The sequence below is a fragment of the Streptomyces blastmyceticus genome (genome assembly GCF_039521185.1).
GTDB classification, from domain to species: Bacteria; Actinomycetota; Actinomycetes; order Streptomycetales; family Streptomycetaceae; genus Streptomyces; species Streptomyces blastmyceticus.
This window is the reverse complement of the sequence record NZ_BAAABW010000029.1, coordinates 36,789-62,435: the sequence shown is the minus strand read 5'-3', so window position 1 is coordinate 62,435 and position 25,647 is coordinate 36,789. Positions and strand designations below refer to the sequence as shown.

Sequence of the window (25,647 nt, the reverse complement as noted above, 5' to 3'; positions counted from 1 at the left end):
CAGGAGACCACGATGGCCCACGTCCAGCGCATGTCCACGACGATGCTCAAGACACTGCGCGACGATCCGGCCGACGCGGAGACCGCCAGCCACAAGCTGCTGGTCCGCGCCGGTTACGTCCGCCGCTCCGCCGCGGGGATCTGGACTTGGCTGCCGCTCGGCAAGAAGGTGCTGGACAACGTCTCCCGGGTGGTGCGGGAGGAGATGGACGCCATCGGCGGCCAGGAGGTCCTGCTGCCCGCGCTGCTGCCCAAGGAGCCGTACGAGGCGAGCGGGCGCTGGGGGGAGTACGGCGACCTGCTGTTCCGGCTGAAGGACCGCAAGGGCGCCGAATACCTCCTCGGACCCACCCACGAAGAGATCTTCACCCTCACGGTCAAGGACCAGTGCACGTCCTACAAGGACCTGCCCGTGATCCTCTATCAGATCCAGACGAAGTACCGCGACGAGGCGCGGCCCCGCTCGGGCGTGCTCCGCGGCCGCGAGTTCCAGATGAAGGACTCCTACTCCTTCGACACCACCGACGAGGGCCTCGCCGAGTCCTACCGCCTGCACCGCGAGGCCTACACCCGGATCTTCGCCCGGCTCGGCCTGGACTACCGCATCGTCTCCGCCGTCTCGGGCGCCATGGGCGGCTCGGCGTCCGAGGAGTTCCTCGCCCCGGCCGCGGCCGGTGAGGACACCTTCGTGGACTGCCCGCAGTGCGACTACGCCGCCAACACCGAGGCGGTGACCGCCCGGGTCGAGCCCTCCGACCCCTCGGGCCACGGGCCCGTCGAGGAGCTCGACACCCCCGACACCCCCACCATCGAGGCCCTCGCCGACCACCTCGGCGTCCCCGCCTCCGCCACCCTCAAGAACCTCCTCGTCAAGATCGACGGCGAGATCACGGCCATCGGCGTCCCGGGCGACCGCGAGGTGGACCTCGGCAAGCTGGGCGAGCACCTGGCGCCCGCCGTCGTGGAGTTGGTGACGGCCGAGGACTTCGCGGACCGGCCCGACCTCGTACGGGGCTACGTCGGCCCGCAAGGGCTGACGGTGCGTTATATCGCCGACCCCCGGGTGGCGCCCGGCACGGCCTGGATCACCGGGGCCAACAAGGCGGACACGCACGCCCGGAACGTGGTCTGCGGGCGGGACTTCAAGGTCGACCGCTACCTCGACGTCGTCGTGGTCCGCCCCGGCGACCCCTGCCCCCGGTGCGGCGCGGGCCTGGAGATCGGCCGGGCGATCGAGATCGGCCACATCTTCCAGCTCGGCAGGAAGTACGCCGACACCTTCGGCCTCGACGTCCTCGGACAACAGGGCAAGCCGGTCCGGGTCACCATGGGTTCGTACGGCATCGGCGTCTCCCGCGCGGTCGCCGCGCTCGCCGAACAGACCCACGACGGGGCGGGGCTGTGCTGGCCGCGCGAGATCGCCCCCGCGGACGTCCATGTGGTCGCGGCGGGCAAGGCTCTGCAGACCGAACTCGCGCTGGACATCGCCGAGAAGCTCGGCGCCTCCGGCGTACGCGTGCTGGTCGACGACCGGGCGGGCGTCTCGCCGGGCGTGAAGTTCACGGATGCGGAGCTGATCGGTGTGCCGACGATTCTGGTCGTGGGGCGTGGGGCCGCCGACGGTGTGGTCGAGCTGAAGGACCGGCGCACGGGGGCTCGCGAGGAGCTGCCGGTGGCGGAGGCGATCGCGCGCCTGACGGCGGTCTGATGTTTTCCCCTACCCGCCCCTTCCCGAAACCGGGGAGACCCCGGACCCCCTGAAGCGGCTGCGCCGCTTGTCCTCAAACGCCGGACGGGCTGAATTGCGCACCCCGGGGGTCTGGGGGCGGAGCCCCCAGTTGCGGGAAGGGGCGGGTAGGGGAAAAGCCATCCGCTACAGCAACCCCGCGAACTCCAGCAGCAGTTCGCCCCGCCCCCGGCGGCCGGCGGCGAGCTCGGTCACCCCGGAGGACACCGCACGGAACAGCGCCCACCCCCGCACCCTCTCCACCGGCACATCCAGCGAATCCGAAAGCTTCGACACCCGCCGCCGCGCCGCGGCACCCGCGCCCGGCGCGGCCAGCAGCGTGTCGACGCGGTCGCGGACCAGCCACGCCAGATCGTAGGCCCGCTCGCCGGTCAGCGGGCGAGGGCCGACGGCCAGCCACGGCGCGCGGTCGCCGGCCAGCACATTGCCCTGGTGGAACTCCCCGTGGAGCAGGGCGGGTTCCTCCGTTGCGTCCGCCGCCAGCGCGTCCCGGAGCTCCAGCGCCTCGTCGACGACGGTGCGGGCGTCCGCCGCCCACGGCTGTTCCCGGTGCTCGCGCAGGGTCGCGGCGAGGGCCGCCGTGTGCTCGGCGACGCTGCGGAACGGGTGGCCGTCACCGGCCGGCACCCACAGTCGCTGGAGCACCGCGGCCGCCTCCAGCTGGGCCTTCGGCTCCGCGAGCGAGCGCAGGCTGATGTCGCCGTGCAGCCGTTCCAGCAGCAGTGCCCCGGCCTCCGGGTCGACCCGCAGCGGGCGCACCGCGTACCGGCCGTCCCACCGGGTGAGCGCCGCGTGCTCCAGGGCCGCCGTGCCGTCGGGCGGGCACAGCTTGAGGGCTGCGGGGGTGCCGTCGGGCAGCCGCACGAGGAGGACCATGCTGGTCCGCCCGCCGGGCTCCTGCACCCGTTCGAGTGTCAATTCCCAGCGCCGCAGGCACTCCTGGGCGGTTTCCGGCAGCGCGGCGAGCCAGCGGCGCGCCGGGCCGTCCGGGGGTTCGCAGCTCAGGGTCCGCACCAGCCGCTCCGGCGGTTCGAGGCGGTTGTTCGCGTTGGTCATCCCTGCGCTGTCCTTTTCGTCTTCGCTGGTCAGGCGCGGTCCGGCGAACCGCTGGGGGAGGCGGTCGGCCCCCCGGCCGCGGCCCGCTCGACGAGCCCAGGGAAGGCTACGCTGCCCCCGCTCCAGCGCACCGCCCGCACCGCCGCCTCCCGCAGCGCGGCGGCCGCGTCCCGGCGGAGGGCGCCCGTGGCGGCCCGTACGAGATCGGCGTAGACGTCCGCGACACGGCTCTCCAGCTCCGCGCCCAGCCGCACCGCGGCCGCCGGGTCGGACACCGGGAACGGCAGCGCGTACGCCGCTGCCGCCGCCTCGGGCGCGCCGCCCAGGTCCCGTACGGCGCGGCTCATGGCGTCGCGCCGCATCCGGTGCGCGTCGTACGCCTCGCGGGCCAGGGCGGCGTGTGCCTCGTCGACGCGCGCGCCGACCACCCCGTACCCGTACACCGCCGCGTGTTCCGCGGCGAGGGCCGCCTGCGCCGCGTCCAGGGTCCGGCTCCGCGCGGTGGCGGAGGGGGACTGTGTCATGAGCCGCCTCCGAGCAGGAAGACATGGCCCGCGCCCGCCGCCGCGACGGACGCGAGGAGCCGGGCGAGCTCGGGCGGCGCGCCGACGAGGGCGGCTGTACGGGTGTCCAGGACGCGGCGCTCGGCCTCGGCGAGTTGGGCCAGGGCCTCCTTCTCGTCCCCGGGGACGCCCGCCGCCGAAGGAGCGGGGGAAGAGGGCGAAGCGGAACCGGAAGCGGAGGACGAGGTGGCCGCCCCGAACGCCTCCGCGTGCCGGGCGACCTCGGCCCGCAGCGGCCGCAGCCGGGGCGCGAGCGCGTCGTGCGCGCCGATCGTCGCGTCGTACCGCTCCAGCAGCCCCACCGAGTCCCGCCCCGCGGCGTCCCGCAGCCGGTTCGCCGTGGACGTCCCCTCGCCGGTGCCCGCGGCACCGTCCGAGCACCCGGTCAGCAGCGCCGCGGCGCCGCCGGTCAGCAGGGCCGCGCCGCCCGCCAGTACCCCGCGTCTGCGCGGGCCGGCAGCGCCCCGCGTCGTCGTCGTGCGCGCCACGATCCTCTTTCCGCCAGGTCCCGTCATGATCACCGCCCGCGAGCGTACCCGCGCGCGGGCGCGAGGCCGGGGAGCAGGGACCGAATCGTCAGTCGGCTGCCGGAACAGATAGGCTTTGACCTGACACGCGACTTTCCCACAACAGCACACGCGGCCGAGGAGTCACCCGGATGAGCACCACCCAGAGCGAGAGGCTGCGCGAGCTGCTGGCCCCTCTCGTCAGCGCGCGAGAGCTGGATCTGGAAGAGGTCGAGGTGACCACCGCCGGCAAGCGCCGCGTGCTGCGCATCGTGGTGGACTCCGACGAGGGCGTCGAGCTGGACGAGTGCGCCGAGGTCAGCCGCGCGGTCTCCGAGAAGCTCGACGAGACGGACGCCATGGGCGGAGCCCCGTACGTCCTGGAGGTCACCTCTCCCGGCGCCGACCGCCCCCTGACCGAGCACCGTCACTATGTGCGCGCCACCGGCCGCCTGATGAAGGCGCAGCTGACCGACGGCGGCGAGCTCGTCGCCCGGATCGTCGCCGTGGACGACGAGGGCCTGGACCTTGAGGTCCCCGGGGTGAAGGGCCGCAAGCCCACCTCCCGGCGGCTCGCCTTCGGCGAGATCGCGAAGGCCCGCGTCGAGGTCGAGTTCAACCGCAAGTCCGACGACAAGGCCGCCGTGGCCACTGACGAAACCGACGAGAGCCAAGAGGAGGCGTAGCCGTGGACATCGACATGAGTGCCCTGCGGGGTCTGGTGCGAGAGAAGGAGATCTCCTTCGACCTGTTGGTCGAGGCGATCGAGTCGGCCCTCCTCATCGCGTACCACCGCACCGAGGGAAGCCGCCGCCGCGCCCGCGTGGAGCTGGACCGGGCCACCGGGCATGTGACGGTCTGGGCCAAGGAGGACCCGCAGGACCTGGAGGAGGGCGAGGAGCCCCGCGAGTTCGACGACACCCCGTCCGGTTTCGGCCGGATCGCCGCGACCACCGCCAAGCAGGTCATCCTCCAGCGTCTGCGCGACGCCGAGGACGAGATCACTTTCGGTGAGTTCGCGGGCCGTGAGGGCGACGTCGTCGCGGGCATCGTCCAGCAGGGCAAGGACCCGAAGAACGTCCTGGTCGACATCGGCAAGCTGGAGGCCATCCTGCCGGTGCAGGAGCAGGTCCCCGGCGAGGAGTACAAGCACGGCACCCGCCTGCGGACGTACGTCGTCCGGGTGGCGAAGGGTGTCCGCGGCCCGTCCGTGACGCTCTCGCGCACCCACCCCAGCCTGGTGAAGAAGCTTTTCGCCATGGAGGTGCCGGAGATCGCCGACGGTTCGGTGGAGATCGCCGCCATCGCCCGCGAGGCCGGCCACCGCACCAAGATCGCGGTGCGCTCGACCCGCTCCGGGCTGAACGCCAAGGGCGCCTGCATCGGCCCGATGGGCGGCCGCGTCCGCGCGGTCATGGCCGAGCTGCACGGCGAGAAGATCGACATCGTCGACTGGTCGGACGACCCGGCCGAGCTGGTGGCTCACGCGCTGTCCCCCGCACGGGTGAGCAAGGTCGAGGTCGTGGACTTCGGCGCGCGCTCCGCCCGGGTGACCGTGCCGGACTACCAGCTGTCCCTCGCCATCGGCAAGGAGGGGCAGAACGCCCGTCTCGCCGCCCGCCTCACCGGCTGGCGCATCGACATCCGCCCCGACACGGAGCAGTCCGACCAGGACTGATGTCGGGACCGGCGCCCCCGGGGCGCCGGTCCGTGGACTTCGGGGCCCGCCGCGGGCGGGCCCCGGGAGCAGGCCGCACAGTGTGGCCGAAACGTATTCGTGCCCGATCACGGCCCCCCAGGGGCGAGGTCGGTGCGGGGAGGTAGACTTAATCAGTGTCTGGCCGGACGCATGCCCGCGCATGCCCTGAGCGAACCTGTGTGGGATGCCGGGAGCGAGCGGCCAAGGGCGATCTGTTGCGGATCGTGATGATCGAGGGCGCCTGCGTCCCCGACCCTCGCGGTACGCTGCCCGGCCGGGGTGCCTCCGTGCACCCCACACTGGTCTGTCTCGACCTGGCGGTCCGCCGCAGGGCGTTCCCCCGGGCCTTCAAGGCCCAGGGGCCGCTCGAGGTGGCAGCGCTGCGCCGATTCATCGAGCAGATCGATGAGTAAGGGCAGCACCGGCAGGCAACACCGTAAGAAGAACGGCACGGGAAACCGTGCGGTCAGGTACCTCGCGAGTTGGAAGTAGGTCGAGATTGCGATGAGCACTCGATGAGTACGCGATGAGTACGCCCATGAAGTAGCGACGGTCCGGTGGACACCCCGGACCTAGAAGGAGCGAAGTGGCTAAGGTCCGGGTATACGAACTCGCCAAGGAGTTCGGCGTTGAGAGCAAGGTCGTCATGGCCAAGCTCCAAGAACTTGGTGAATTCGTCCGTTCGGCGTCCTCGACGATCGAGGCGCCGGTTGTCCGCAAGTTGACTGACGCACTGCAGGGCCCCGGCGGCAACGCCAAGCCCGGTGCGAAGCCCGCGGCGCCGCGCAAGGCTGCGCCCGCGAAGCCGGGTGCCCCCACGCCGGGCGCCCCCCGTCCCGCCGCCCCGGCCCCCAAGCCGGCCGCGGAGGCGACCCCCTCTCCCAAGCCCGCAGGTGCGGCGCCGACCCCCGGTCCGCGCCCCGGCCCGAAGCCCGCCCCGGCGGCTCCGGCCAAGCCTGCCCCTGTCACCCCGGTCCCGGCCGCGGAGTTCTCCGCTCCGGCCCCGGCTCAGCAGGCCCCGTCCCAGCAGGCCCCGTCTGCTCCGCGCCCCGGCGCCACCCCCGGCCCGCGTCCGGCCCGTCCGGCGCCCGCCGGTCGTGACGGCGGTCAGCGCGAGGGCGGTCGTCCCGAGCGCGCCCCCCGCCCCGGCGGCCAGGGTGCACCGCGCCCCGGTGGCGCACGTCCGGCCGGTCCCCGTCCGGGCAACAACCCCTTCACGTCCGGTGGCTCCACCGGCATGGCCCGCCCGCAGGCCCCCCGTCCCGGTGGCGCCCCGCGTCCCGGCGGCGAGCGTCCCGGCCCGGGTGCCCCGCGTCCGCAGGGCGGCCCCGGCGGCGCCCCGCGTCCGCAGGGTCAGGGCGGCGCCCGTCCGACCCCGGGCGGCATGCCCCGTCCGCAGGGTGGTCCCGGTGGCGCTCCGCGTCCCGGTGGCGCCCCCGCGGGCAACCGTCCGAACCCCGGCATGATGCCGCAGCGTCCCGCTGCCGGCCCGCGTCCGGGCCCCGGCGGCGGCGGTCGCGGTCCCGGCGGCGGCGCAGGCCGTCCCGGCGGCGGTGCCGGTCGTCCGGGTGGCGGCGGCTTCGCCGGCCGTCCGGCCGGTCCCGGTGGCGGCGGTCGTCCCGGTGGCGGTGGCTTCGCCGGTCGTCCCGGTGGCGGCGGCGCTCCCGGCGGTGGCGGCGGCTTCGGCGGTCGTCCCGGCTTCGGTGGCCGTCCCGGCGGCCCGGGTGCCCGTGGTGGCACGCAGGGTGCCTTCGGCCGTCCCGGCGGTCCGGCGCGCCGTGGTCGCAAGTCGAAGCGGCAGAGGCGCCAGGAGTACGAGGCCATGCAGGCCCCGTCCGTCGGCGGCGTGATGCTGCCGCGCGGTGGCGGCGAGACCATTCGCCTGTCCCGCGGTGCCTCCCTCACCGACTTCGCGGAGAAGATCGGCGCCAACCCGGCGTCGCTCGTCGCCGTGATGATGAACCTCGGCGAGATGGTCACGGCGACCCAGTCGGTGTCCGACGAGACGCTGACGCTCCTCGGCGACGAGATGAACTACACCGTTCAGATCGTCAGCCCCGAGGAGGAGGACCGCGAGCTGCTCGAGTCGTTCTCCATCGAGTTCGGTGAGGACGAGGGCGGCGAGGAGATGCTCGTCTCCCGTCCGCCGGTCGTGACCGTCATGGGTCACGTCGACCACGGTAAGACCCGACTGCTGGACGCCATCCGCAAGACGAACGTCGTCGCGGGCGAGGCCGGCGGTATCACGCAGCACATCGGTGCGTACCAGGTCGCCACCGAGGTCAACGGCGAAGAGCGCGCGATCACCTTCATCGACACCCCGGGTCACGAGGCGTTCACCGCCATGCGTGCCCGTGGTGCGAAGTCCACCGACATCGCGATCCTCGTGGTGGCGGCGAACGACGGTGTGATGCCGCAGACGATCGAGGCGCTGAACCACGCCAAGGCGGCCGACGTGCCGATCGTGGTCGCGGTCAACAAGATCGACGTCGAGGGCGCCGACCCGACCAAGGTGCGCGGTCAGCTCACCGAGTTCGGTCTGGTGGCCGAGGAGTACGGCGGCGACACCATGTTCGTCGACATCTCCGCCAAGCAGGGTCTGAACATCGACAGCCTGCTGGAGGCCGTGGTCCTCACCGCGGACGCCTCGCTCGACCTGCGCGCCAACGCGGAGCAGGACGCGCAGGGTATTGCGATCGAGGCCCACCTCGACCGTGGCCGCGGCGCCGTGGCCACCGTGCTCGTCCAGCGCGGTACCCTCCGCGTCGGTGACACGATGGTCGCCGGTGACGCCTACGGCCGTGTCCGCGCGATGCTCGACGACAAGGGCCAGAACGTCGAGGAAGCGGGTCCGTCGACCCCCGTCCTCGTCCTGGGTCTGACCAACGTCCCGGGCGCCGGCGACAACTTCCTCGTCGTCGACGAGGACCGCACGGCCCGCCAGATCGCCGAGAAGCGCGCTGCGCGTGAGCGCAACGCCGCCTTCGCCAAGCGCACCCGCCGGGTGTCCCTCGAGGACCTCGACAAGGTGCTCAAGGCCGGCCTGGTGCAGGACCTCAACATCATCATCAAGGGCGACGCGTCCGGTTCGGTGGAGGCTCTCGAGTCCTCGCTGCTCCAGCTCGACGTCGGCGAAGAGGTCGAGATCCGGATCCTGCACCGCGGTGTGGGTGCGGTCACCGAGTCCGACATCAACCTGGCGACCGGCTCCGACGCCATCGTCATCGGCTTCAACGTCCGCGCCGAGGGCCGTGCCACGCAGATGGCCGAGCGCGAGGGCGTCGACGTCCGCTACTACTCGGTCATCTACCAGGCGATCGAGGAGATCGAGGCGGCCCTCAAGGGCATGCTGAAGCCGGAGTACGAAGAGGTCGAGCTCGGTACGGCGGAGATCCGCGAGATCTTCCGCTCGTCCAAGCTGGGCAACATTGCGGGTGTCCTCATCCGTTCCGGCGAGGTCAAGCGCAACACCAAGGCGCGCCTCATCCGCGACGGCAAGGTCATCGCGGAGGAGCTCAACATCGTCGGCCTGCGTCGTTTCAAGGACGACGTCACCGAGATCCGCGAAGGCTTCGAGGGCGGTATCAACCTCGGAAACTTCAACGACATCAAGATCGACGACGTCATCGCGACGTACGAGATGCGCGAGAAGCCGCGCGGCTGATCTGCGTAGCGCGACCGGGGCCGGTCGGCGGAGAATATTTCCGTCGATCGGCCCCGGCCGTTGCATGTACGGTTCTAAGAGCTCGTACACACCAGCTGAACCTCACGCCTCCCGGGTGGGCCTCACCCGTCACGCATGTATGTAGGGACTCTGTCCTTCGACCTCCTCCTCGGCGATGTCCGGTCGCTGAAGGAGAAGCGCTCCGTCGTCCGCCCGATCGTCGCCGAGCTGGCCCGCAGATTCGCGGTCAGCGTGGCGGAGGTCGGCGACCAGGACCTCCACCGCAGGGCCCGGATCGGGCTCGCGGTGGTCTCCGGGGACACGGGGCACCTCACGGACATACTGGACCGCTGCGAGCGGCTTGTCGCCGGGCGGCCGGAGGTGGAACTGCTGTCGGTGAGACGGCGGATCCACGGCGACGACGACTGATGACTGAATCGAAGAAGAAAGAAGTAGGCGCATGACCGACAACGCGCGGGCGCGCAAGCTGGCCGACCGTATCCGGGAGATTGTCGCGGAGACGCTCCAGCGCCGGATCAAGGACCCGCGGCTCGGCTATGTGACCATCACGGACACCCGGGTCACCGGTGACCTCCGCGAGGCGACCGTGTTCTACACGGTCTACGGCGACGACGAGGAGCGCGCCGCCTCCGCGGCCGCCCTGGAGAGCGCCAAGGGCATCCTGCGCTCCACGGTCGGCCGGGAGACCGGGGTGCGCTTCACCCCGACCCTGACCTTCGTCGCGGACGCCCTGCCCGACAACGCCCGGACGATCGACGACCTGCTCGCCAAGGCCAAGGCCAAGGACGCGGAGGTCCGTGAGGTCTCCTCGGGCAAGACGTACGCCGGCGACGCGGACCCGTACCGCAAGCCCGGCGAGGACGACGAGGACGCGGCGTCCGAATGAAGCAGAAGGCACCGGCACCGCCGGACGGTCTGGTCATCGTCGACAAGCCGTCCGGCTTCACCTCGCACGACGTGGTCGCCAAGATGCGCGGCATCGCGCGGACGCGGCGCGTCGGCCACGCGGGGACGCTCGACCCGATGGCGACCGGCGTGCTCGTCCTCGGGATCGAGCGGGCGACCAAGCTGCTCGGTCACCTCGCGCTGACCGAGAAGGAGTACGTCGCGACGATCCGCCTCGGGCAGGACACCCTGACGGACGACGCGGAGGGCGAGATCACCTCGTCCACCGATGCCTCCAAGGTCACCCGCGAGGCGATCGACGCGGGCGTGGCCAAGCTGACGGGCGCCATCATGCAGGTCCCGTCGAAGGTCAGCGCGATCAAGATAGACGGCAAGCGGTCCTACGCCCGGGCCCGCGAGGGCGAGGACTTCGAGATCCCGGCCCGCCCGGTGACGGTCTCCTCCTTCGCGGTGCACGCCGTGCACCCGGCGGAGGCGGAGGACGGCACCCCGGTCCAGGACCTGCTGGTCTCCGTCGTCTGCTCGTCCGGCACCTACGTCCGTGCCCTCGCCCGCGACCTGGGCGCGGACACGGGCGTCGGCGGCCACCTGACGGCGCTGCGGCGCACCAGGGTCGGCCCCTACGGACTGGGCGAGGCCCGGACGCTGGAGCAGATCCAGGAGAACCTGGCCATCATGCCCGTCGCCGAGGCGGCGGCCGCGGCCTTCCAGCGCTGGGATGTCAACGACGAGCAGGCGCGCCTGCTCGGCAACGGCGTGCGGATCAAGATGCCGCTCTTCGAGGGCACGGGACCCGTCGCGGTCTTCGGCCCGGACGGCCGCTTCCTGGTCCTGGTGGAGAACCAGGGCGGCAAGGCGAAGAGCCTGGCCGTCTTCGGCTGAGGCCACACGCCCGACAGCAGTACCGGACCGCGTGGTCCGGCGGAATCGTGGGGCGGGGCATGTGCACACATGCCCCGCCCCACGATTCCCTTGTCTTCGCTCCCCATCCGCTCCATGCCGTTGATTCACCCCATTGGGCAGGCGCTCGGAGTGAACGGAGGGGGTGGAAGGGGGCGCGTTCCGGGTGCGATCTGTCCTGCCGATCATCCGCTGCCTACCGTCGACGTAAGTGCACGGCGGGGAGGTTCGACGGATGAACGGTCGGCGGACCGATGCGGACGAGTACCTGGTGCGCATCAGAGACCTCGCCGGGCGACCGCGCGGCACGGGGTTCCTCGCGGACGACCGCGGCACGATGATCACCAGTCATGAGGCGGTCGACGGGCTCGCCCGCCTCGTCCTGCTCGCGCCGGGCGACCGCACCTGCCTGGTCGGGGCGGATGCCGTGACCCCGCTGCCGGGCTGCGACCTCGCGCTCGTGCGGACGGAGGGGCTCGGCGTGCGGCCGCTGCCCGTCGCGGCGGCCGACTGGATCGAGGACGGCGCGGAGGTGCGGCTGCGCGCGGGCCGCTGGCAGACCGCGCGGATCATCGGCGAGGCGCTGGTGACGTACACCGCCACCGACCGCTTCCACCTGCTCGACGCGGCCGTGGAGCTGTCCGTCGGCGAGCGCGACGGCCTGCGCCTGGGCGAGGAGGCCACCGGCGGCCCCGTCATCGACGCCCGCACGGGAACGGTGGCCGCGGTCCTCGGTACCGCGCTGCACGCCGAGCGCCGGACGGGCGGCTTCGCGATCCCCCTGCGGGCCGCCGCCGGGGCCTCTCCGAACGGGCCTCTCGCGGCCCTCCTGGAGCGCAACTCCGCCACCATCCCGGCGTACGGCCCCGACCTCAACCTCGCGGGCGCCCTCCAGCTCACGGCCACCTCCCTGGGGCAGGTCACCACCGCGCGCGCCCTGCGCGAGCCCGTGCAACGGCCGGAGATCGCCCGGGAATTCGAGCGCTTCCTGGAGTGCCCGCGCGCCCCGGCCGACGGCCCCCCGGACACCGGCGCGGACGCCGCACCCGACAGCGGGGACGTGCCGGAGGGCGGGCTGCCCTGCGGCACCGACGCGGCCGACCCCGCGGACCCGCCCGATGACGCCGGCCGCCCGGACGACACGGAAGCGGTCACCGAAGCAGGACCGGAAGACGAAGCGGAGACCGGCCCGACCGTCCGGCCCCTCGTCCTGGGGCTCGTCGGCGGGCCCGGCACCGGCCGCACGACCGAGCTCGGCGCCCTCGCCTCCCGGCGGGCCCGCGGCTCGGAGCCCGCGCCCACCATCTGGCTCCGGGGCGCCGACCTGCGCGACGGCGACGAGAGCGTACGGGACGCGATCGCGCGCGCCCTGGAGGCCGCCGCGCGGATCGTCACCGCCTCGGCGGGCGCGGCGGGCACGGTTGGCGACCCGGCCGAGGCCACTCCGGAGGCCGTCGCCGCCCTCGCGCACCGCGTGGGGCGCCCCCTGCTCGTCGTACTCGACGGCCCCGAGGAGATCCCCCCGGTCCTCGCCCACGGGCTGCCCGCCTGGACGGCCGCGACCGCGGAGTGGCTGGAGGGGGCCTCGGCCCGGCTCGTCGTCGCGTGCCGCCCCGAGCACTGGGAGACGGCGGGCGCCCTCTTCCCGCCCACCGCCCTCCATGTGCCGGACGCCGCACCGGCCCCCCGGGGCCTGCCGCCCTGCGTCCGCCTCACCGACCTCACCCCCCGCCAGGCCGTCGAGGCCCGCGCCGTCTACGGCGTCCCCGAGGAGGCGATCCAGCAGGCGGACGCCGCCCACCCGCTCGCCCTCCGGCTGCTCGCGGAGATCCGCGCCGCCCTCCCGGACGCGGCCGCGCGGCCGGGCGCGCCCGGGGAGGACGAGGGCGCCCGGCCGCCCGACCGCTGGGACGTCTTCTCCGCCTACCTCGACCTGACCTGCCTGCGGATCGCCGTACGCCTCTCCGCCGACCGCAGGCCACCGCTGCGCGGCACGACGGTGCGCCGGCTCGCCGCCCGGGTGGCGGGGCAGGTGCACGAGGCGGCCCGGCGCTGCCTCGGGCCCGGCCAGGGGGAGCTGGAGCGCGAGGCCTTCGAGGAGCTGTTCCCCTGGCGCAACGGCTGGGCCTCCGCGGTGCTCACCGAGGGCCTCCTCGTCCCCGCGGGCAGCGGCTACCGCTTCGCGCACGAGGAGTTCGCGGACTGGCTCCAGGGCGCGCACCTCGACCTCGACGCGGCCCTGCACGCCCTGGTCCACCGCTGGTACGAGCACGAGAGCCCGGCCATTGAAGCGGAGGAGCGCCTCCCGTCCCGGCCGGGCGCCGGGCCCGCCCCCGAGGGCCATGTGCCGCCGCCCCCCGGCTCCAAGCGGCCGCCCCGCTCCGGCCCCGGCCGCCGCCGCACCCGGCGCGGCACCGCCGAGCAGGAGAAACCCAAACCCCTGCCCGTGCCCCGGCACCGCATCGGCCCCGTGCTCCAGTCGCTGCTCCTCCTCGCCCGGCGCTCCGGCCCCGCCGCCCTCGCCGACCGCCTCTGCACCCTCGTCCACGCGGCGGAGGCACTCTCCCCGGCCGGGCGCTCCGCCCTCGGCCGGACCGCGGCCGTCACCGACGCACCGGTCCCCGCCCTCCCCGACCCCGCCTGGTGGGCCGCGCACCTGCTCGGCGAGACGCTGCTCCGCGTCCCCGACGCCGCCCCCTATCTCGGCGCGCTGCGCCTGCTCGCCGAGCGGATCACCGCCCGCGCCGTCGACCTCGGCGGCTTCGACAGCGACGCGAGCCGGGCCCTGGGCGGGCTCGCCGAGTTCGGCCCCTGGTTCTGGCTCCGGCTGCCCCTCGGCCTCGCCGACCGCCTCGACCTGCTGCGCCTGCTGGTCCCCGCCGACGGCCCGCCGCCCGGCGCCGCCCAGTCCCAGGAACACACGCAGCTCCAGCCGCACCAGGGCGCCCACGCGCCCCAGGCCGACCGTTTCCTGCCCGCCGTCGCCACCGTCCTCGCCGAGGACCCCTGCGCCGCGCAGCCCCTCATCTGCCGCTGGTTCACCGACGAGCGCCCCCTCCAGGCCGCGCCCTACCCCGACAGCGTCCGGTTCACCGTCTCCACCGCCGCCCAGGTGCTGCTGCACACCCACCGCCACCGCGCCGTCGACGACCTCGCCGAGGCCCTCGTGGAGGCCGGGCACCCCCGCGCCGACGAGCTCCTGAACGCCCTCGCCGAGGACGAGCCCTCCGCGCTCTGCCGGGCCGTCGACCGCTGGGCCCACGACGACCGCCTCGAACGGCACGTCGCCGCCGCCGCGTACGCCCTGCGCACCGCGCCCCACGTCACCATCGACGCCGACCGCGAACTGCTGCGCTACTCCGCGCTCGCCCTCCTCGCCCGCCCCGCCGAGGGAGCCCTGCACGGCACCGCGCTCGCCCTCCTCGTCCGCGACACCGAGACCCGCGCGAAGTACCTCCCGCAGGCCGTCGTCCGCTTCGCCGCCGGCGACCCGCACATGCCCGCCGAGGCCCTCGCCAGCGCCCTGACCACCCACCCCGAGCCCGTCTTCGCGATCTTCCGGGCGCGGCTGTACGAACCGGGCGACGGCCCCGGCCAGGTGCTGCGCGCCCTCGCCGAGGTCACCGCCCCCGCCCTCGCCCGCCGCGCCGCCGCGCTCGTCCAGGAGCACATCGAGCACCGCCCCGAAGGCGCCGCCCACGCCGCCGCCTTCGTCGACCGGCGGCTCGAAGAGGGCCCCGCCGCCCGGTCCGTGCTCTTCCCGCTCGTCGTGCACCTGCTGAGCAGCCGCCCCGCGCAGGTCCGCCGCGCCCTGGCGCCCGTCCTGGCGGCCCCCGGCACGTCCCTGTCGCGGCCCCTGCGCCAGGAGTTGCTGGAGGTGCTGCTGGAGCGCGAGCAGTACGGCCCGTACGAGCGCGACGTCACCGTCCTCGACGCCCTGCTGCGGGCCGTGGCCGCGGGTGCCGCCGAGCGCACCGAGGCCCGTACGCGCGACCTCGTGCACCGCACCGGTCTGCTGATGGCGCGCACCGCGGAGGGCGCCGCCTGCTTCGACCGGCGGCTGACGCAGCTGGCCCGCGAGATCCCGGTCTTCGGTGAACAGGTCCGCCGCTGGCTGAAGTCCGCGCCCGCGCAGTGGGCCGTCGTGGTGGGGCCGAGGGCGCGGATCCGGCTGACCGCCGGTGCGGACGCGGGCGATGCGACCGTCAGTGGACCGGCCGATGCGGACCGCCGCGAGCCAGCATGGCACTCTTAGTCCTGCGTATATCGACAGACAACAGTTCGGGTTCGGGCGAGGAGCGGGCACAGTGCAGCGCTGGCGTGGCTTGGAGGACATCCCCCAGGACTGGGGGCGCAGCGTCGTCACCATCGGCTCGTACGACGGGGTGCACCGGGGGCACCAGCTGATCATCGGGCGTGCGGTGGAGCGGGCGCGTTCGCTCGGCGTCCCCGCGGTGGTGGTGACCTTCGACCCGCACCCCAGCGAGGTCGTGCGGCCGGGCAGCCACCCGCCGCTGCTGGCCCCGCACCACCGGCGCGCGGAGCTGATGGCGGAGCTCGGCGTGGACGCGCTGCTGATCCTGCCGTTCACGGCGGAGTTCTCCAAGCTCTCGCCCGCGGACTTCGTGGTGAAGGTGCTGGTCGACAAGCTGCACGCCAAGCTGGTCGTGGAGGGCCCCAACTTCCGCTTCGGGCACCGCGCGGCGGGCGATGTCGACTTCCTCAAGGAGCTCGGCGCCACCTACGACTACGACGTCGAGGTCATCGACCTCTATGTGACCGGTGAGGCGGGCGGCGGGCTGCCGTTCTCCTCCACCCTGACCCGGCGCCTGGTCGCCGAGGGCGACGTCGCGGGCGCGATGGAGATCCTCGGCCGCCCGCACCGCGTCGAGGGCGTCGTCGTCCACGGCGCGCAGCGCGGCCGCGAGCTCGGCTACCCCACCGCCAACGTCGAGACCCTCCCGCACACCGCGATCCCGGCGGACGGCGTCTACGCCGGCTGGCTGACCGTCGGCGACGAGGCGATGCCCGCGGCCATCTCGGTCGGCACGAACGTGCAGTTCGACGCCACCGAGCGGACGGTGGAGGCGTACGCCATCGACCGCACCGACCTGGACCTCTACGGCCTGCACGTGGCCGTGGACTTCCTCGCCTACCTGCGGGGCATGGAGAAGTTCGAGTCCATCGAGGCGCTGCTCCAGTGCATGGCGGGCGATGTGAAGCGGGCGCGCGACCTGGTCGCGGCGCACGAGGCGGCCCACGTCACGGCGTGAACCGCTGACGAACGGAGAGGGCCCCGGGCGATATCGCCCGGGGCCCTCTCCGTTGTCCGCTCAGTGCTGCTGCGGCGGGTACTGCTGGGGGTAGCCGTAGCCGCCACCGGGCTGCGGCTGCCCGTACGGATACGGCTGCTGCGGGTAGGGATGGGCCTGCGGCTGGCCGCCCGCGTACGGGTCGTACGGCTGCTGGTACGGGCCGGGGGCACCCGGCTGGCCCGGCTGCTGCCCGGGGACGTACGCACCCGGCACCGGCGGCGCCTGGTGCGCGGGCGGGTTCTCCCCGGTCCACAGCCCACGCTGCTGCTGGGCCCGCGTGAAGTCCTCCGCGACCAGGGCGGACAGATGGAAGTACGCCTCGCGCGTCTTCGGCCGCATCATCTCCAGGTCGACCTCGGCGCCCGTCGCCAGGTGCTCGTCGAAGGGCACGACCACGACGCCGCGGCACCGCGTCTCGAAGTGGGAGACGATATCCTCCACCTTGATCATCTTGCCGGTCTCCCGGACCCCCGAGATCACCGTGACACTGCGCGAGACGAGGTCGGCGTAGCCGTGCGCGTGCAGCCAGTCGAGCGTGGTGCTGGCGCTGCTCGCACCGTCCACGGACGGCGTGGAGACGATGATCAGCTGGTCCGCGAGGTCCAGGACGCCGCGCATCGCGCTGTAGAGCAGGCCCGTGCCCGAGTCGGTGAGGATGATCGGGTACTGCTTGCCCAGCAGGTCTATCGCCCGCCGGTAGTCCTCGTCGTTGAAGGTCGTCGAGACCGCCGGGTCCACGTCGTTGGCGATGATCTCCAGCCCGGACGGCGCCTGCGAGGTGTAGCGCCGGATGTCCATGTAGCTCTGCAGGCTCGGGATCGCCTGGACGAGGTCGCGGATCGTCGCCCCGGTCTCCCGGCGCACGCGGCGGCCGAGCGTGCCCGCGTCGGGGTTGGCGTCGATCGCCAGGATCTTGTCCTGCCGCTCGCTCGCCAGCGTCGCCCCGAGCGCGGTGGTGGTCGTCGTCTTGCCGACGCCGCCCTTGAGACTGATGACGGCGATCCGGTAGCAGGACAGCACGGGCGTGCGGATCAGCTCCAGCTTGCGCTGCCGCTCTGCCTCCTCCTTCTTGCCGCCGAACTTGAACCGGCTGGTGCTCGCCTGCTTCTTCGGCTTCGGCTTGTTCCGCAGCAGCCGCTCCGACGACAGCTCCATGGACGCCGTGAACCCCAACGGGGCCCCGTGCACGGACCGCTGCCGCTGCTCGGGCGTCACGGTCGGCCACCCGCCGGACCGCGGGTCCACGGGCACGCCGGGCTGCGGCTGCGGGTGCTGTTGCGGGTGCTGCTGTTGCTGCGGCGGCTCGGCGAGCGGCGGGAGGGCGCCGTTGTCGGGCGCCACGGCGGGCGGCAGCGCGTAACCGCCGGGCGGCACGCCCGGCTGGGCCTGCGGAGCGGGAACGGGCTGCCCAACTGCGGCCTGAGGCATGGCTGTCGGGGCATTCGGCGCCGCGTCCGGCGCGCCGGGACCCGGGTAGCCGTACCCGCCCTGCGGCGCGCTCGTCGGCGCGTACGGAGGCTGGGGCGCCGCCTGGCCGGGGTAGCCGTAGCCGCCCTGCGGCGCATCGGTCGGCGTAGGGGCGACGTCGGGACGCGGGTACGCGGGCGGTACGGGGGGCGTGGGTGCCGGGGCGGCGGGGGGAGCCTCGGCGGCGGCCGGGACCGCCGGATGGAAGTCCGGAGGCAGCGGAGGCAACGGCCCCTGGGGCACGGGCGGCTGGGCCCACGGGGCGGGAGCCGACGCGTCGGCGCCTTCCTCCTGCGGGACGACGGCGGAGAACCGCATGGTGCCGTCGCTCCGCGCGGGGCTCGCCTCCTCCGAACGTCCCGCGACCTCGTCCCGCAGAGCGGCGGCGGAGAACCGCATGGTGCCTTCGGCGGCAGGACGCGGCGCTTCGGTACGGTCCGCGGCTTCTTCCGGCGGGGCGATGGCGGAGAACCGCATGGTCCCCTCACGGACGCCGTTCTCGGCCTCGCCCTGCTGCGTGGCGGGGGAGAACCGCATGGTCCCCTCGCTCCGCACGTCGCCGGAGCCTTCGGGGGCCACGCCGTCGTGACGCGCCATGTCGGCCGCGTCGGCGTCTGAGTCGACGTGCGGACGCGGCGCGTCGACGAACGCGGCCTGGCCGGCCGCCTCGCCCCCGAAGGCCGACGGCTGGTCGCCGCCGAACTCCGGGGAACCGGTCGCCTGTGCTGCTGCGAAGGGCGGGACGGCCGGGAGCGCGGATGCGTCCGTCGGGCGTTCGGGGCTGTGCGCCTGCGGCGCGTGGACGTGTTGCTGCTGGTCGCTGCCGGTCTCGGCGGGGCTGGTCGCCTGCGCTGCGAAGGGCGGGACGGTCGGAGGCGCGGGTGCGTCTGCCGGGCGTTCGGGGCTGTGGGCCTGTGCCGTGTCGATGTGTCGCTGCCGGTCGGCGCCGGTCGGCTCCGCGCCGAAGGCGTTGCCGCCGAGAGAGGCCGCGTCGCCGTCCTGCTCGGCTGCGCCGGTCGCCTGCGTTCCGAACGGCATCGGGACGACGAGAGGCGCGTCCGTCGGGCGGCCGGACTCCGCCGTCTCGGCGCCGAAGGGCAGGAGGTCGTCGAGCGGCGCGTCAGCCGTATGGGCCGCGCCGTCGTGGGGCACCTCAACTACCGCCGCGCCAAAGGGAGAACGGCCCTCGCCGTCCCCTGCGGATGCGTCAGTCGGACGTGCTCCGCCGTTGCCGGCCTCAGCGTCCGCGCCTGCGGCGAGTACGTAATCATCGCCAGGCCCGGCGTCGACCGCCTCCGCCCCGAACGGCAACTCCTCGGCTGGTCCCGCCCCGGCGCCGAAGGGTGCGAGCGCCGCGTTGTCCGACCCGGGCGCCCCCGACGGCGCGCGGTCGGACCGCTCGTCCGAACTCATGGCGTCGGCCGGGCGCGGCGGCCACACGGGCGGCAGACCAGGCGGAGCGGACGGCGGAGTCAGTGGCGGAGCCAGCGGTTCACCCGTAGGCGGGGGCGGGGCCGTCCGCCCCGCGTCACCCTCGCCGACGGCCGGGCCACCCACGGGGCCGGCGGAGCCGACCGCACCGGCGGTCGGCGACACGGCGTTCTGCGTGTACCAAGCCGGTGGGGTGTAGTCGATGGTGAACTCACCCGTGTGGTCGGGTTCGTTCTCGTGGCCCGCGTCGGACCGGTCCTCGCCGGCTGTGGTCCCGCCCGCGCGGAGCTCGTCCCGATCGCTGCTCACATTGCCTCCTGCTGGTGTGGTCTGACGCCCATGTTCTGCCTGTCGGGCCCGACCGTTCCCGTCGTCCGACCGCCCGGGGTTCCCCCTGTGCGACGGGAGGGACCCGGTGTGCGGTTCTCCCGTGCGTACACCCACCAAGACTAATCGTCATACGCATCGCCAGGGCAGGCCCGTCCCCACCTTGCCGACGGCCCCCGTGGCAACCGCCCCCGGGCGCCGCTGTTGCCGGGTGATAGAAAGACGTCCCGCTCGAAAGCCATGACGGCGCGGGATCCGCGCCCGATTCGCTCCTTTTCAATGGAATGTTGACGTTCCATTGGATCGCGGGGGGAGGCAGAACGGACGCCGGGCCCGCACACAAGAGGTATGCGCTGATGGTCCAGCCGCCCCCACCCCCACCGATGCCCCCGAACCAGCCCTCCGAGGGCGGCTTCGGCGCACCGCAGGATCCGGCCGCGAACGCTCCGCAGTCCCCCCAACAGCCCACCGCTCCGGCTGCCGAACCCCCGGCTCCGGCCGGGCCTTCGGTCCCGCTGACCAAGCCCGCGGCCGCTCCGGCCCCGCCGCCGGCACCCCCGGCCCAGCCGCCCGCCGCGCCCCCCACTCCCGCGGTCCCGCCCGTCGCCCCGCCTGCCTGGGGCGGCCCCCCGGTTGCGGGACAGCAGGTTCCGGGCGGTCCCACGCCGTACCCGCCGAACCCGTACGCGCAACAGCCCGGCGCACAGCAGCAGCCCAACCCGTACGGCGCCTTCCCGCCGCCCCCGGGAGGGCACTTCGGCGCCCCCGGCGCACAGCCGAGCGGTGGTCCGGACAAGAAGCGGACGGCCATCATCATCGGCTCGGCCCTCGCCGTCCTCGTCGCGGCGGCCGGTGGAGTGTGGGCGCTGACCGGCGACGACAAGGGTTCGAGCAAGCCCAGCGCCCACGGCAGCACCGCCCCGGGCAAGAACGGCAAGGGAAACGGCGGCGAAGGCACCGCGGGACCGCGCGACGGCGGTGAGAACGACCCGAACGACGCACGCCAGGACGGCGAGGCGAAGGTCGTCATCGACCAGAAGGGCCCCGACGTCGACCAGGCCAGCGCCGCCATACCGGGCTTCTGGGTGATGGGCGACTACGCCGTCAAGACCGTGCAGGACAAGGTCGTCGCCTATGCCACGGCCGACGGCAAGGAGAAGTGGTCCATCCCGCTGCCCAAGCGCGTGTGCGCGGCGCCCCGGGACACCACGGACGACGGCAAGGTCGTCGTGGCCTACGACGGCGACAAGAAGGACGAGTGCGGCAACTACGCCATGCTCGACCTCAAGGCGGGCAAGAAGGTCTGGGACAAGCCCATCCCCAAGTCGGGCGGCTTCGCCGAGAGCTTCATCGGTATGGACATGGCCATCAGCGGCAACGCCATGGGCGCCGCCTGGTTCGGCGGCTCCGGCATGATCCGGGTCAGCGACGGCGAGACCATCGCCAACCCCGACATCCAGGCGGGCTGCGGCATCGACGGTTACGCGGGCGGCAAGGCCCTGCTGCGCTCCTGGACATGCGTCGACGACAAAACCTCGCACATCGAGAAGGTCGACCCGGCCACCGGCAAGGCCGTCTGGACATGGGACGGCCGCAAGGGCCTCCAGACCAAGAAGATCTACTCCACCGAACCGGCCGTGGTCTCCGTCTCGGACGACAACAAGACCGGCGGCATCATCGCGCTCAAGGACGGCAAGGAGCGCTCGGTCATCGACCTCGGTGGCCAGGCGTACGCGCCGACCTGCGGACTGTCGATCGTGAACCACGACCTCGGCGGCTGCCAGGGCGTGGCCGCCACGGACGACACCCTCTATCTGCCGACCCAGGGCAACTACTCGTCGGGCAACGAGGTCCACGCCTTCGACCTCAACACCGGCAAGCGCAAATGGGCCGCCAAGAACACCGCCAAGCGCGAGCTGATGCCGCTCAAGGCGGACGGCGACAAGGTCATCGCGTACCAGAAGGCGTCGTACGACAAGGCGGGCTCCGTCGTCAGCGTCGGCTCGGACGGCGACCCCAAGGTCCTGCTCCAGATACCGGCAACCATGACGTCCGCCGAGAACTACTTCTTCAGCGCGCGCTACGTCTACGAGGGCGACCGCTTCTACATCGCCTCGACACGCCTGTCGAGCAGTAAGTCGGAAGACGGCAACAGAATGCTGCTGGCTTTCGGCAAGTAGCCGTTTGAGGACCGGGGTCCGGGGGGCTTGCCCTCCAGTTTCGGGAAGGGGCGGGCAGGGGAAAACCTCCCGCCCCGCTCCCCCCTCGGTCAGTCCATCCGCCGCGCAGCCCCCAGCAGCCCGGCCTCCGGCCCCGTCGCCCGAGTGTCCACGTACATGCGCGACCGCCGCGCACACCACAGCGTCACGCCGTCCCCCAGCGTCGGCAACGCCGAGACGTCGTCCGCCGACAGCCCGAGGAGCCGTCCCAGCTGGGCCGCCTCCTCGGGGGAGACCCGCTGGACGCCCACCAGATCCGCGCTCGCCATCAGGCGCGGCGCCTCCGGGCCCACGAACGGGAGCAGGGTCAGCACCGGCTGCCAGGGCGCGGCGACGACCCGCCCGCGCGGCGGCCGCGCACCGCAGTCACGGACCACGAGCACGGGGCTGTGCACCGACGCCCCCTGCGGCGGCACCCGCCCGACGTCGTGCAGAGTGACGCACGGCTGGCCGCTGTTGGCGGCCTGCGCCAGCGAGGTCCACAGCCGGCGGCGGCCGGTCTCCACGGCGACGCGGGCGCCCGTGCCGACCGTGCGCAGCGCGATGACCTGTGCCGTCCACGCGCCGCCGACGAGGACGGCGTCGAAGGGGGCGGGGCGGCCGATGCCGAGGACGGCCGGGGCGTCGTGGGGGTCGGTGCCGATGACCACGCCGTCGTCACCGACCGGCAGTGCCAGCGACTCGAACTGCTCCGGGGCGAGCTCGTGCCGCCCACGGCGCGGCCCCAGCAGCCCGAAGCCGAAACGGCGCCGGGCGGCTCCGGGCGCGACGGGAGCGGGATCGGGCGGAAGCGCGGTGGTCATCAGCGGGTCCCTCCCAAGGGCAGCGTGGCGAGGACACCGGGCACCTGCTCGTGGTCCAGCCGGACCAGACCGGCCTTCACTCCACGCGCGGCCCGCTCCAGCTCCCGCCGGGCGTCGGCGAGTTCGTCGGAGCTGCGGCCGGTGACCCGTACGTGCGCGGCCATGCTCGGCGTGTGCCGGCCGCCGGGCGTACGGCCGCGCCCGAGGGTCAGGCTCAGCGTCGTCGACAGCGCGGGCAGCGAGGTGAGCAGCGCGGCCAGCTGAGGCAGGGGAGTGGCCCCCGGACCCAACTGCGGCCAGCGCGCCAGCCAGTACGTGCTGTGCCACCGGTCGTCGCACCGCCAGGCCCGTGGGCTCTCCGCCGTCCGCCGTACCGGCATGCCACTGCGGCCCGCCTGCGCCGACGCCGTCGGGTTGACGTTCGCCGCGGTCGAGACGGCGGCGGTCAGCCCTTCCTCGGACAGCAGCTCCGCCCGGAACCCGGCCCCCTGCAAGCGGCTCGCCAGCTGGTCGGCCGCCCGCAGCAGACAGCGCCGCGCGCCCTCCACGTCCGAGCCCCGCGCCTCGACGGCCTCCCGGCACAGCTCCGGGTCGAGCTTGAGCGCCACCCATGTCTGCCGCACGGCCGGGGTGCCCGCCATCGCCTGGAGCGGCAGGTAGTTGCGGGCCGCCAGGGCCTCCGCCGACAGATGAGGGGCGGGCGCGGGCAGCGTGCTCTGCACGACCTGTATGGACTCCAGCCGGATGCCGTCGACGTCCATCGCGTCCCGCAGCAGCGCCAGCGGTAGTGCCTTCTCCGTCCGCAGCGGCCGCAGAGGCGCGTCGACCGCGTCGACCCGCAGCACCACCGTCAGGAACGTGCCGTCCCCGACCACGCCCACCTCGCGCCGCTCACGGTCGGTGAAGGAGCCCGTCCGCAAGGCTGGTTCGCACTCCAGGACCGGGGCGAACCCCGGGTCCGTGCCCACCGGGGCGGCCTCCGCCCGCGCCGCGCGCCGCCGCAGCGTCACCGCCGTCGCCAGCCAGTCCGCTATCGGCCGCTGCCCGCGGCGCACGAGCGCCAGGAGCAGCAGCACCGCGGCCACCACGGCCGCCGGTGCCAGCCACATCGGGCCCGCGACCCACGCCACCAGCACCAGCGCGAGGGCCACCTCGACCAGCACCAGCTGCTGGAGCCTGACCGGCCCCACACCCCCGGGCCCCGACACGGCCCGCGGCGTGACCGCGCCCGCCGGAGCGGTGACCCCCGGCGCCCGTACGCGCGTTGCGGCACCCATGCCTGACAAACCCCCTCGCCTCACGCTGATCCCCTACCGGCATAGTAGGGGGCCGGTACGACAACCGGACCGAGGGCAGGGTCCGGCAGCGCCCGTCAACCGAAGCCGACCACTGGGGAGAAGCGGCGACACATGGCATCACGCCGGGATCAGCTCAACGCGTACACCTTCGCGAAGAAGCGAACGGTCGCCGCCTTTCTGCAACCCTCCCCCAGCGGAACGGAGGAAGGCGCCCCGCGCCCGCTGCGCGCGGTCCTCCCCGGGCTCGTCGTCGGGGCGGTGCTCGTCGCCGGATTCGGGGCCTGGGGCATGTTCAGGCCGGTCGCGCCCAAGGGCTGGGACGACACCGCCGCCCACGTCATCGTCGGCAGCGAATCCACCACGCGCTATGTCGTCCTGGAGACGGACAACAAAAAGCAGCTCCACCCGGTCCTCAACTTCGCCTCCGCCAAACTGCTCCTCACCCCCGACAAATCCACCGTCATCAAGGTGAAGGAGTCCGAGCTCGACAACGGCCACATCCCGCGCGGCCCGACGCTCGGCATTCCGTACGCCCCCGACCGCATGCCCGGCGTCGACGAGGCCGGCAGGAAAAAGCAGTGGGCCGTCTGCGAACAGCCCGGAGGCAACGGCAACACCACGCAGAAAGCCGTCTTCCTCTTCGCCGACCGCGACCCCAAACTCAAACACCTCACCGGATCGGACCGCCTGCGGGGCAATCAGGCCCTTTACGTACAGGGCCCCGACGACGCCCGCTATCTCATCGACCCGCAGGGCACCAAATACCTGCTCGGCGGCCCGGAGTGGAAAGCGCTCGCGGACACCCCGGACTACAACCTGCTGCTCCGCTCCCTCTTCCGCGACGGCGCCCAGCCGCAGCGCGTCACCAAGGACTGGCTGGCGACCTTCAACGAGGGAGCCCCCATCGTCTTCCCCGAGCTCCGCGGTGACGTCGGCGCGGACGCGGGTGTGAGCACCCTGCCCGGAAACGCCAACCGCGTCGGCACGGTCCTCGAAGCCCCCACCGGCACGGGCACCCAGCACTATCTCGTGCTCAAGGGCAAGGTCCAGCGCGTCTCCGAATTCGTCGCCAAGCTGCTCCTCAACAGCAAGATGCTGACGTCCCTCGGCCAGGCGGGCACGCCCGAGCACGTCAGCGCCGCCGCCTTCACGCCGGACGACGAGGAGTTCTACGGGAAGTACCACTGGCCCTCGCGCGTACCCCAGCAGGCCAACAACCAGGATTCGGCCGCGGGCGGCGCTGCCAGGAAGACGGTGTGCAGCATTTTCGGCGGCCTTTCCGCCGGAGGCACCCCCGATCTCGCCACCTGGGCCGGTACGGATTACCCGGCGACCATCCCCGACGGCGCGACGAGCGCCTATGTCACCCCCGGCTCCGGACTTCTCTACCGCCAGGTGACCGGCCATCAGACCACCAGCGGCTCGATCTTCCTCGTCACCGACACGGGCCTGCGCTACGCGGTGCAGTCCAACGGCGACAGCGGCACCGGAAAGTCGAAGATCGGCGAGAATCCCGCGCCGTCCCCGGGCTCGGACGGAGGCACCCCTGAGAGCTCGCCGTCCGCCGCATCTCCCGAATCCGACACGGCCCGCACCCGGCTCGGCTATCAGAACGTGAATCCCATGGCCGTCCCCGCCAACTGGTCGCAATTCCTCCCCACGGGCCCGCGGCTGGACGCCAACAGCGCCCGGCAGCCGCAGGGATCGTGAGGAACGACATGCGACG

The 25,647-nt window shown here is 73.5% G+C and carries 18 protein-coding genes; 12 read left to right on the top strand and 6 right to left on the bottom strand.

Translation table 11 applies throughout. From position 1 onward, the window contains the following. The first annotated feature begins 12 nt into the window (after positions 1 to 12). Entirely contained in the window at positions 13 to 1,707 is a 1,695-nt protein-coding gene (locus ABD269_RS29450; protein ID WP_344122808.1) for a proline--tRNA ligase, read from the top strand. Between the two features lie 165 nt (positions 1,708 to 1,872). Here the strand turns inward: ABD269_RS29450 and ABD269_RS29445 are convergent, their stop codons facing one another. Genes ABD269_RS29445 through ABD269_RS29435 form a run of 3 tightly spaced genes read right to left on the bottom strand, consistent with a single transcriptional unit; the run spans position 1,873 to position 3,853 of the window. Beyond that, positions 1,873 to 2,802, bottom strand: a complete 930-nt coding sequence (locus tag ABD269_RS29445) for an aminoglycoside phosphotransferase family protein (RefSeq protein WP_344122806.1) — start codon at positions 2,800 to 2,802, stop codon at positions 1,873 to 1,875. Between the two features lie 29 nt (positions 2,803 to 2,831). Then, positions 2,832 to 3,326: a ferritin-like domain-containing protein gene (locus ABD269_RS29440; protein ID WP_301891971.1), complete on the bottom strand. Its 495-nt coding sequence runs from the start codon at positions 3,324 to 3,326 to the stop codon at positions 2,832 to 2,834. After that, complete coding sequence (locus ABD269_RS29435; RefSeq protein WP_344122803.1) at positions 3,323 to 3,853, bottom strand: hypothetical protein; 531 nt, start codon at positions 3,851 to 3,853, stop codon at positions 3,323 to 3,325. The genes ABD269_RS29440 and ABD269_RS29435 overlap by 4 nt, the downstream gene beginning before the upstream one ends. A gap of 170 nt (positions 3,854 to 4,023) precedes the next feature. Between ABD269_RS29435 and rimP the strand changes: the two genes are divergently transcribed. The 9 genes from rimP to ABD269_RS29390 all read left to right on the top strand — a co-directional run bounded on the left by rimP (position 4,024) and on the right by ABD269_RS29390 (position 16,334). Next, the gene (gene rimP / locus ABD269_RS29430) at positions 4,024 to 4,557 is read left to right on the top strand and encodes a ribosome maturation factor RimP (protein ID WP_344122801.1); all 534 of its coding nucleotides are present in this window, start codon (positions 4,024 to 4,026) and stop codon (positions 4,555 to 4,557) included. A 2-nt stretch (positions 4,558 to 4,559) separates the two neighbouring features. Then, positions 4,560 to 5,549, top strand: a complete 990-nt coding sequence (gene nusA, locus ABD269_RS29425) for a transcription termination factor NusA (protein ID WP_116214168.1) — start codon at positions 4,560 to 4,562, stop codon at positions 5,547 to 5,549. Between the two features lie 155 nt (positions 5,550 to 5,704). Continuing rightward, complete coding sequence (locus tag ABD269_RS29420; RefSeq protein WP_301891964.1) at positions 5,705 to 5,983, top strand: YlxR family protein; 279 nt, start codon at positions 5,705 to 5,707, stop codon at positions 5,981 to 5,983. 173 nt (positions 5,984 to 6,156) lie between these two features. Further along, a complete protein-coding gene (gene infB, locus ABD269_RS29415) occupies positions 6,157 to 9,234 on the top strand; it encodes a translation initiation factor IF-2 (RefSeq protein WP_301891963.1) in 3,078 nt (1,025 codons plus the stop codon). A 135-nt stretch (positions 9,235 to 9,369) separates the two neighbouring features. Beyond that, on the top strand, positions 9,370 to 9,663 hold the full coding sequence (locus ABD269_RS29410) for a DUF503 domain-containing protein (RefSeq protein ID WP_344122796.1): 294 nt from the start codon (positions 9,370 to 9,372) through the stop codon (positions 9,661 to 9,663). 31 nt (positions 9,664 to 9,694) lie between these two features. Continuing rightward, complete coding sequence (gene rbfA, locus ABD269_RS29405) at positions 9,695 to 10,141, top strand: 30S ribosome-binding factor RbfA (RefSeq protein ID WP_301891960.1); 447 nt, start codon at positions 9,695 to 9,697, stop codon at positions 10,139 to 10,141. Continuing rightward, positions 10,138 to 11,043 (top strand): tRNA pseudouridine(55) synthase TruB, encoded by a 906-nt coding sequence (gene truB, locus ABD269_RS29400; RefSeq protein ID WP_344122794.1) that lies wholly within the window; start codon positions 10,138 to 10,140, stop codon positions 11,041 to 11,043. Before rbfA ends, truB begins: the two co-directional genes overlap by 4 nt. A gap of 253 nt (positions 11,044 to 11,296) precedes the next feature. After that, the gene (locus tag ABD269_RS29395; RefSeq protein WP_344122792.1) at positions 11,297 to 15,316 is read left to right on the top strand and encodes a serine protease; all 4,020 of its coding nucleotides are present in this window, start codon (positions 11,297 to 11,299) and stop codon (positions 15,314 to 15,316) included. Positions 15,317 to 15,368: 52 nt separating this feature from the next. Then, positions 15,369 to 16,334 carry a bifunctional riboflavin kinase/FAD synthetase gene (locus tag ABD269_RS29390; protein ID WP_344122791.1) on the top strand — a complete coding sequence of 322 codons (966 nt, stop codon included), beginning with the start codon at positions 15,369 to 15,371 and terminating at the stop codon, positions 16,332 to 16,334. A 60-nt stretch (positions 16,335 to 16,394) separates the two neighbouring features. On the opposite strand, the gene ABD269_RS29385 is transcribed toward ABD269_RS29390, so the two are convergent. Then, positions 16,395 to 19,583 carry an SCO5717 family growth-regulating ATPase gene (locus tag ABD269_RS29385; RefSeq protein ID WP_344122789.1) on the bottom strand — a complete coding sequence of 1,063 codons (3,189 nt, stop codon included), beginning with the start codon at positions 19,581 to 19,583 and terminating at the stop codon, positions 16,395 to 16,397. Between the two features lie 401 nt (positions 19,584 to 19,984). On the opposite strand from ABD269_RS29385, the gene ABD269_RS29380 reads away from it, so the two are divergent. Further along, a complete protein-coding gene (locus tag ABD269_RS29380) occupies positions 19,985 to 21,781 on the top strand; it encodes an outer membrane protein assembly factor BamB family protein (RefSeq protein WP_344122787.1) in 1,797 nt (598 codons plus the stop codon). Positions 21,782 to 21,870: 89 nt separating this feature from the next. Here ABD269_RS29380 and ABD269_RS29375 read toward each other — a convergent pair whose 3' ends face one another. Then, a complete protein-coding gene (locus tag ABD269_RS29375) occupies positions 21,871 to 22,623 on the bottom strand; it encodes a hypothetical protein (RefSeq protein WP_344122785.1) in 753 nt (250 codons plus the stop codon). Further along, a complete protein-coding gene (gene eccE, locus ABD269_RS29370) occupies positions 22,623 to 23,900 on the bottom strand; it encodes a type VII secretion protein EccE (RefSeq protein ID WP_344122783.1) in 1,278 nt (425 codons plus the stop codon). The genes ABD269_RS29375 and eccE overlap by 1 nt, the downstream gene beginning before the upstream one ends. 132 nt (positions 23,901 to 24,032) lie before the next feature. Here eccE and eccB point away from each other — a divergent pair, with 132 nt between their 5' ends. Further along, on the top strand, positions 24,033 to 25,631 hold the full coding sequence (gene eccB / locus ABD269_RS29365) for a type VII secretion protein EccB (RefSeq protein ID WP_344122781.1): 1,599 nt from the start codon (positions 24,033 to 24,035) through the stop codon (positions 25,629 to 25,631). The last annotated feature ends 16 nt before the right edge of the window (positions 25,632 to 25,647 follow it).

Bases quoted from the DNA above. Each gene is read 5' to 3' on its own strand.
- ABD269_RS29450 (WP_344122808.1), top strand. From the start codon at position 13: ATGGCCCACGTCCAGCGCATGTCCACGACGATGCTCAAGACACTGCGC.
- ABD269_RS29445 (WP_344122806.1), bottom strand. From the start codon at position 2,802: ATGACCAACGCGAACAACCGCCTCGAACCGCCGGAGCGGCTGGTGCGG.
- ABD269_RS29440 (WP_301891971.1), bottom strand. From the start codon at position 3,326: ATGACACAGTCCCCCTCCGCCACCGCGCGGAGCCGGACCCTGGACGCG.
- rimP (WP_344122801.1), top strand. From the start codon at position 4,024: ATGAGCACCACCCAGAGCGAGAGGCTGCGCGAGCTGCTGGCCCCTCTC.
- ABD269_RS29410 (WP_344122796.1), top strand. From the start codon at position 9,370: ATGTATGTAGGGACTCTGTCCTTCGACCTCCTCCTCGGCGATGTCCGG.
- rbfA (WP_301891960.1), top strand. From the start codon at position 9,695: ATGACCGACAACGCGCGGGCGCGCAAGCTGGCCGACCGTATCCGGGAG.
- truB (WP_344122794.1), top strand. From the start codon at position 10,138: ATGAAGCAGAAGGCACCGGCACCGCCGGACGGTCTGGTCATCGTCGAC.
- ABD269_RS29395 (WP_344122792.1), top strand. From the start codon at position 11,297: ATGAACGGTCGGCGGACCGATGCGGACGAGTACCTGGTGCGCATCAGA.
- ABD269_RS29380 (WP_344122787.1), top strand. From the start codon at position 19,985: ATGCCCCCGAACCAGCCCTCCGAGGGCGGCTTCGGCGCACCGCAGGAT.
- ABD269_RS29375 (WP_344122785.1), bottom strand. From the start codon at position 22,623: ATGACCACCGCGCTTCCGCCCGATCCCGCTCCCGTCGCGCCCGGAGCC.
- eccE (WP_344122783.1), bottom strand. From the start codon at position 23,900: ATGGGTGCCGCAACGCGCGTACGGGCGCCGGGGGTCACCGCTCCGGCG.
- eccB (WP_344122781.1), top strand. From the start codon at position 24,033: ATGGCATCACGCCGGGATCAGCTCAACGCGTACACCTTCGCGAAGAAG.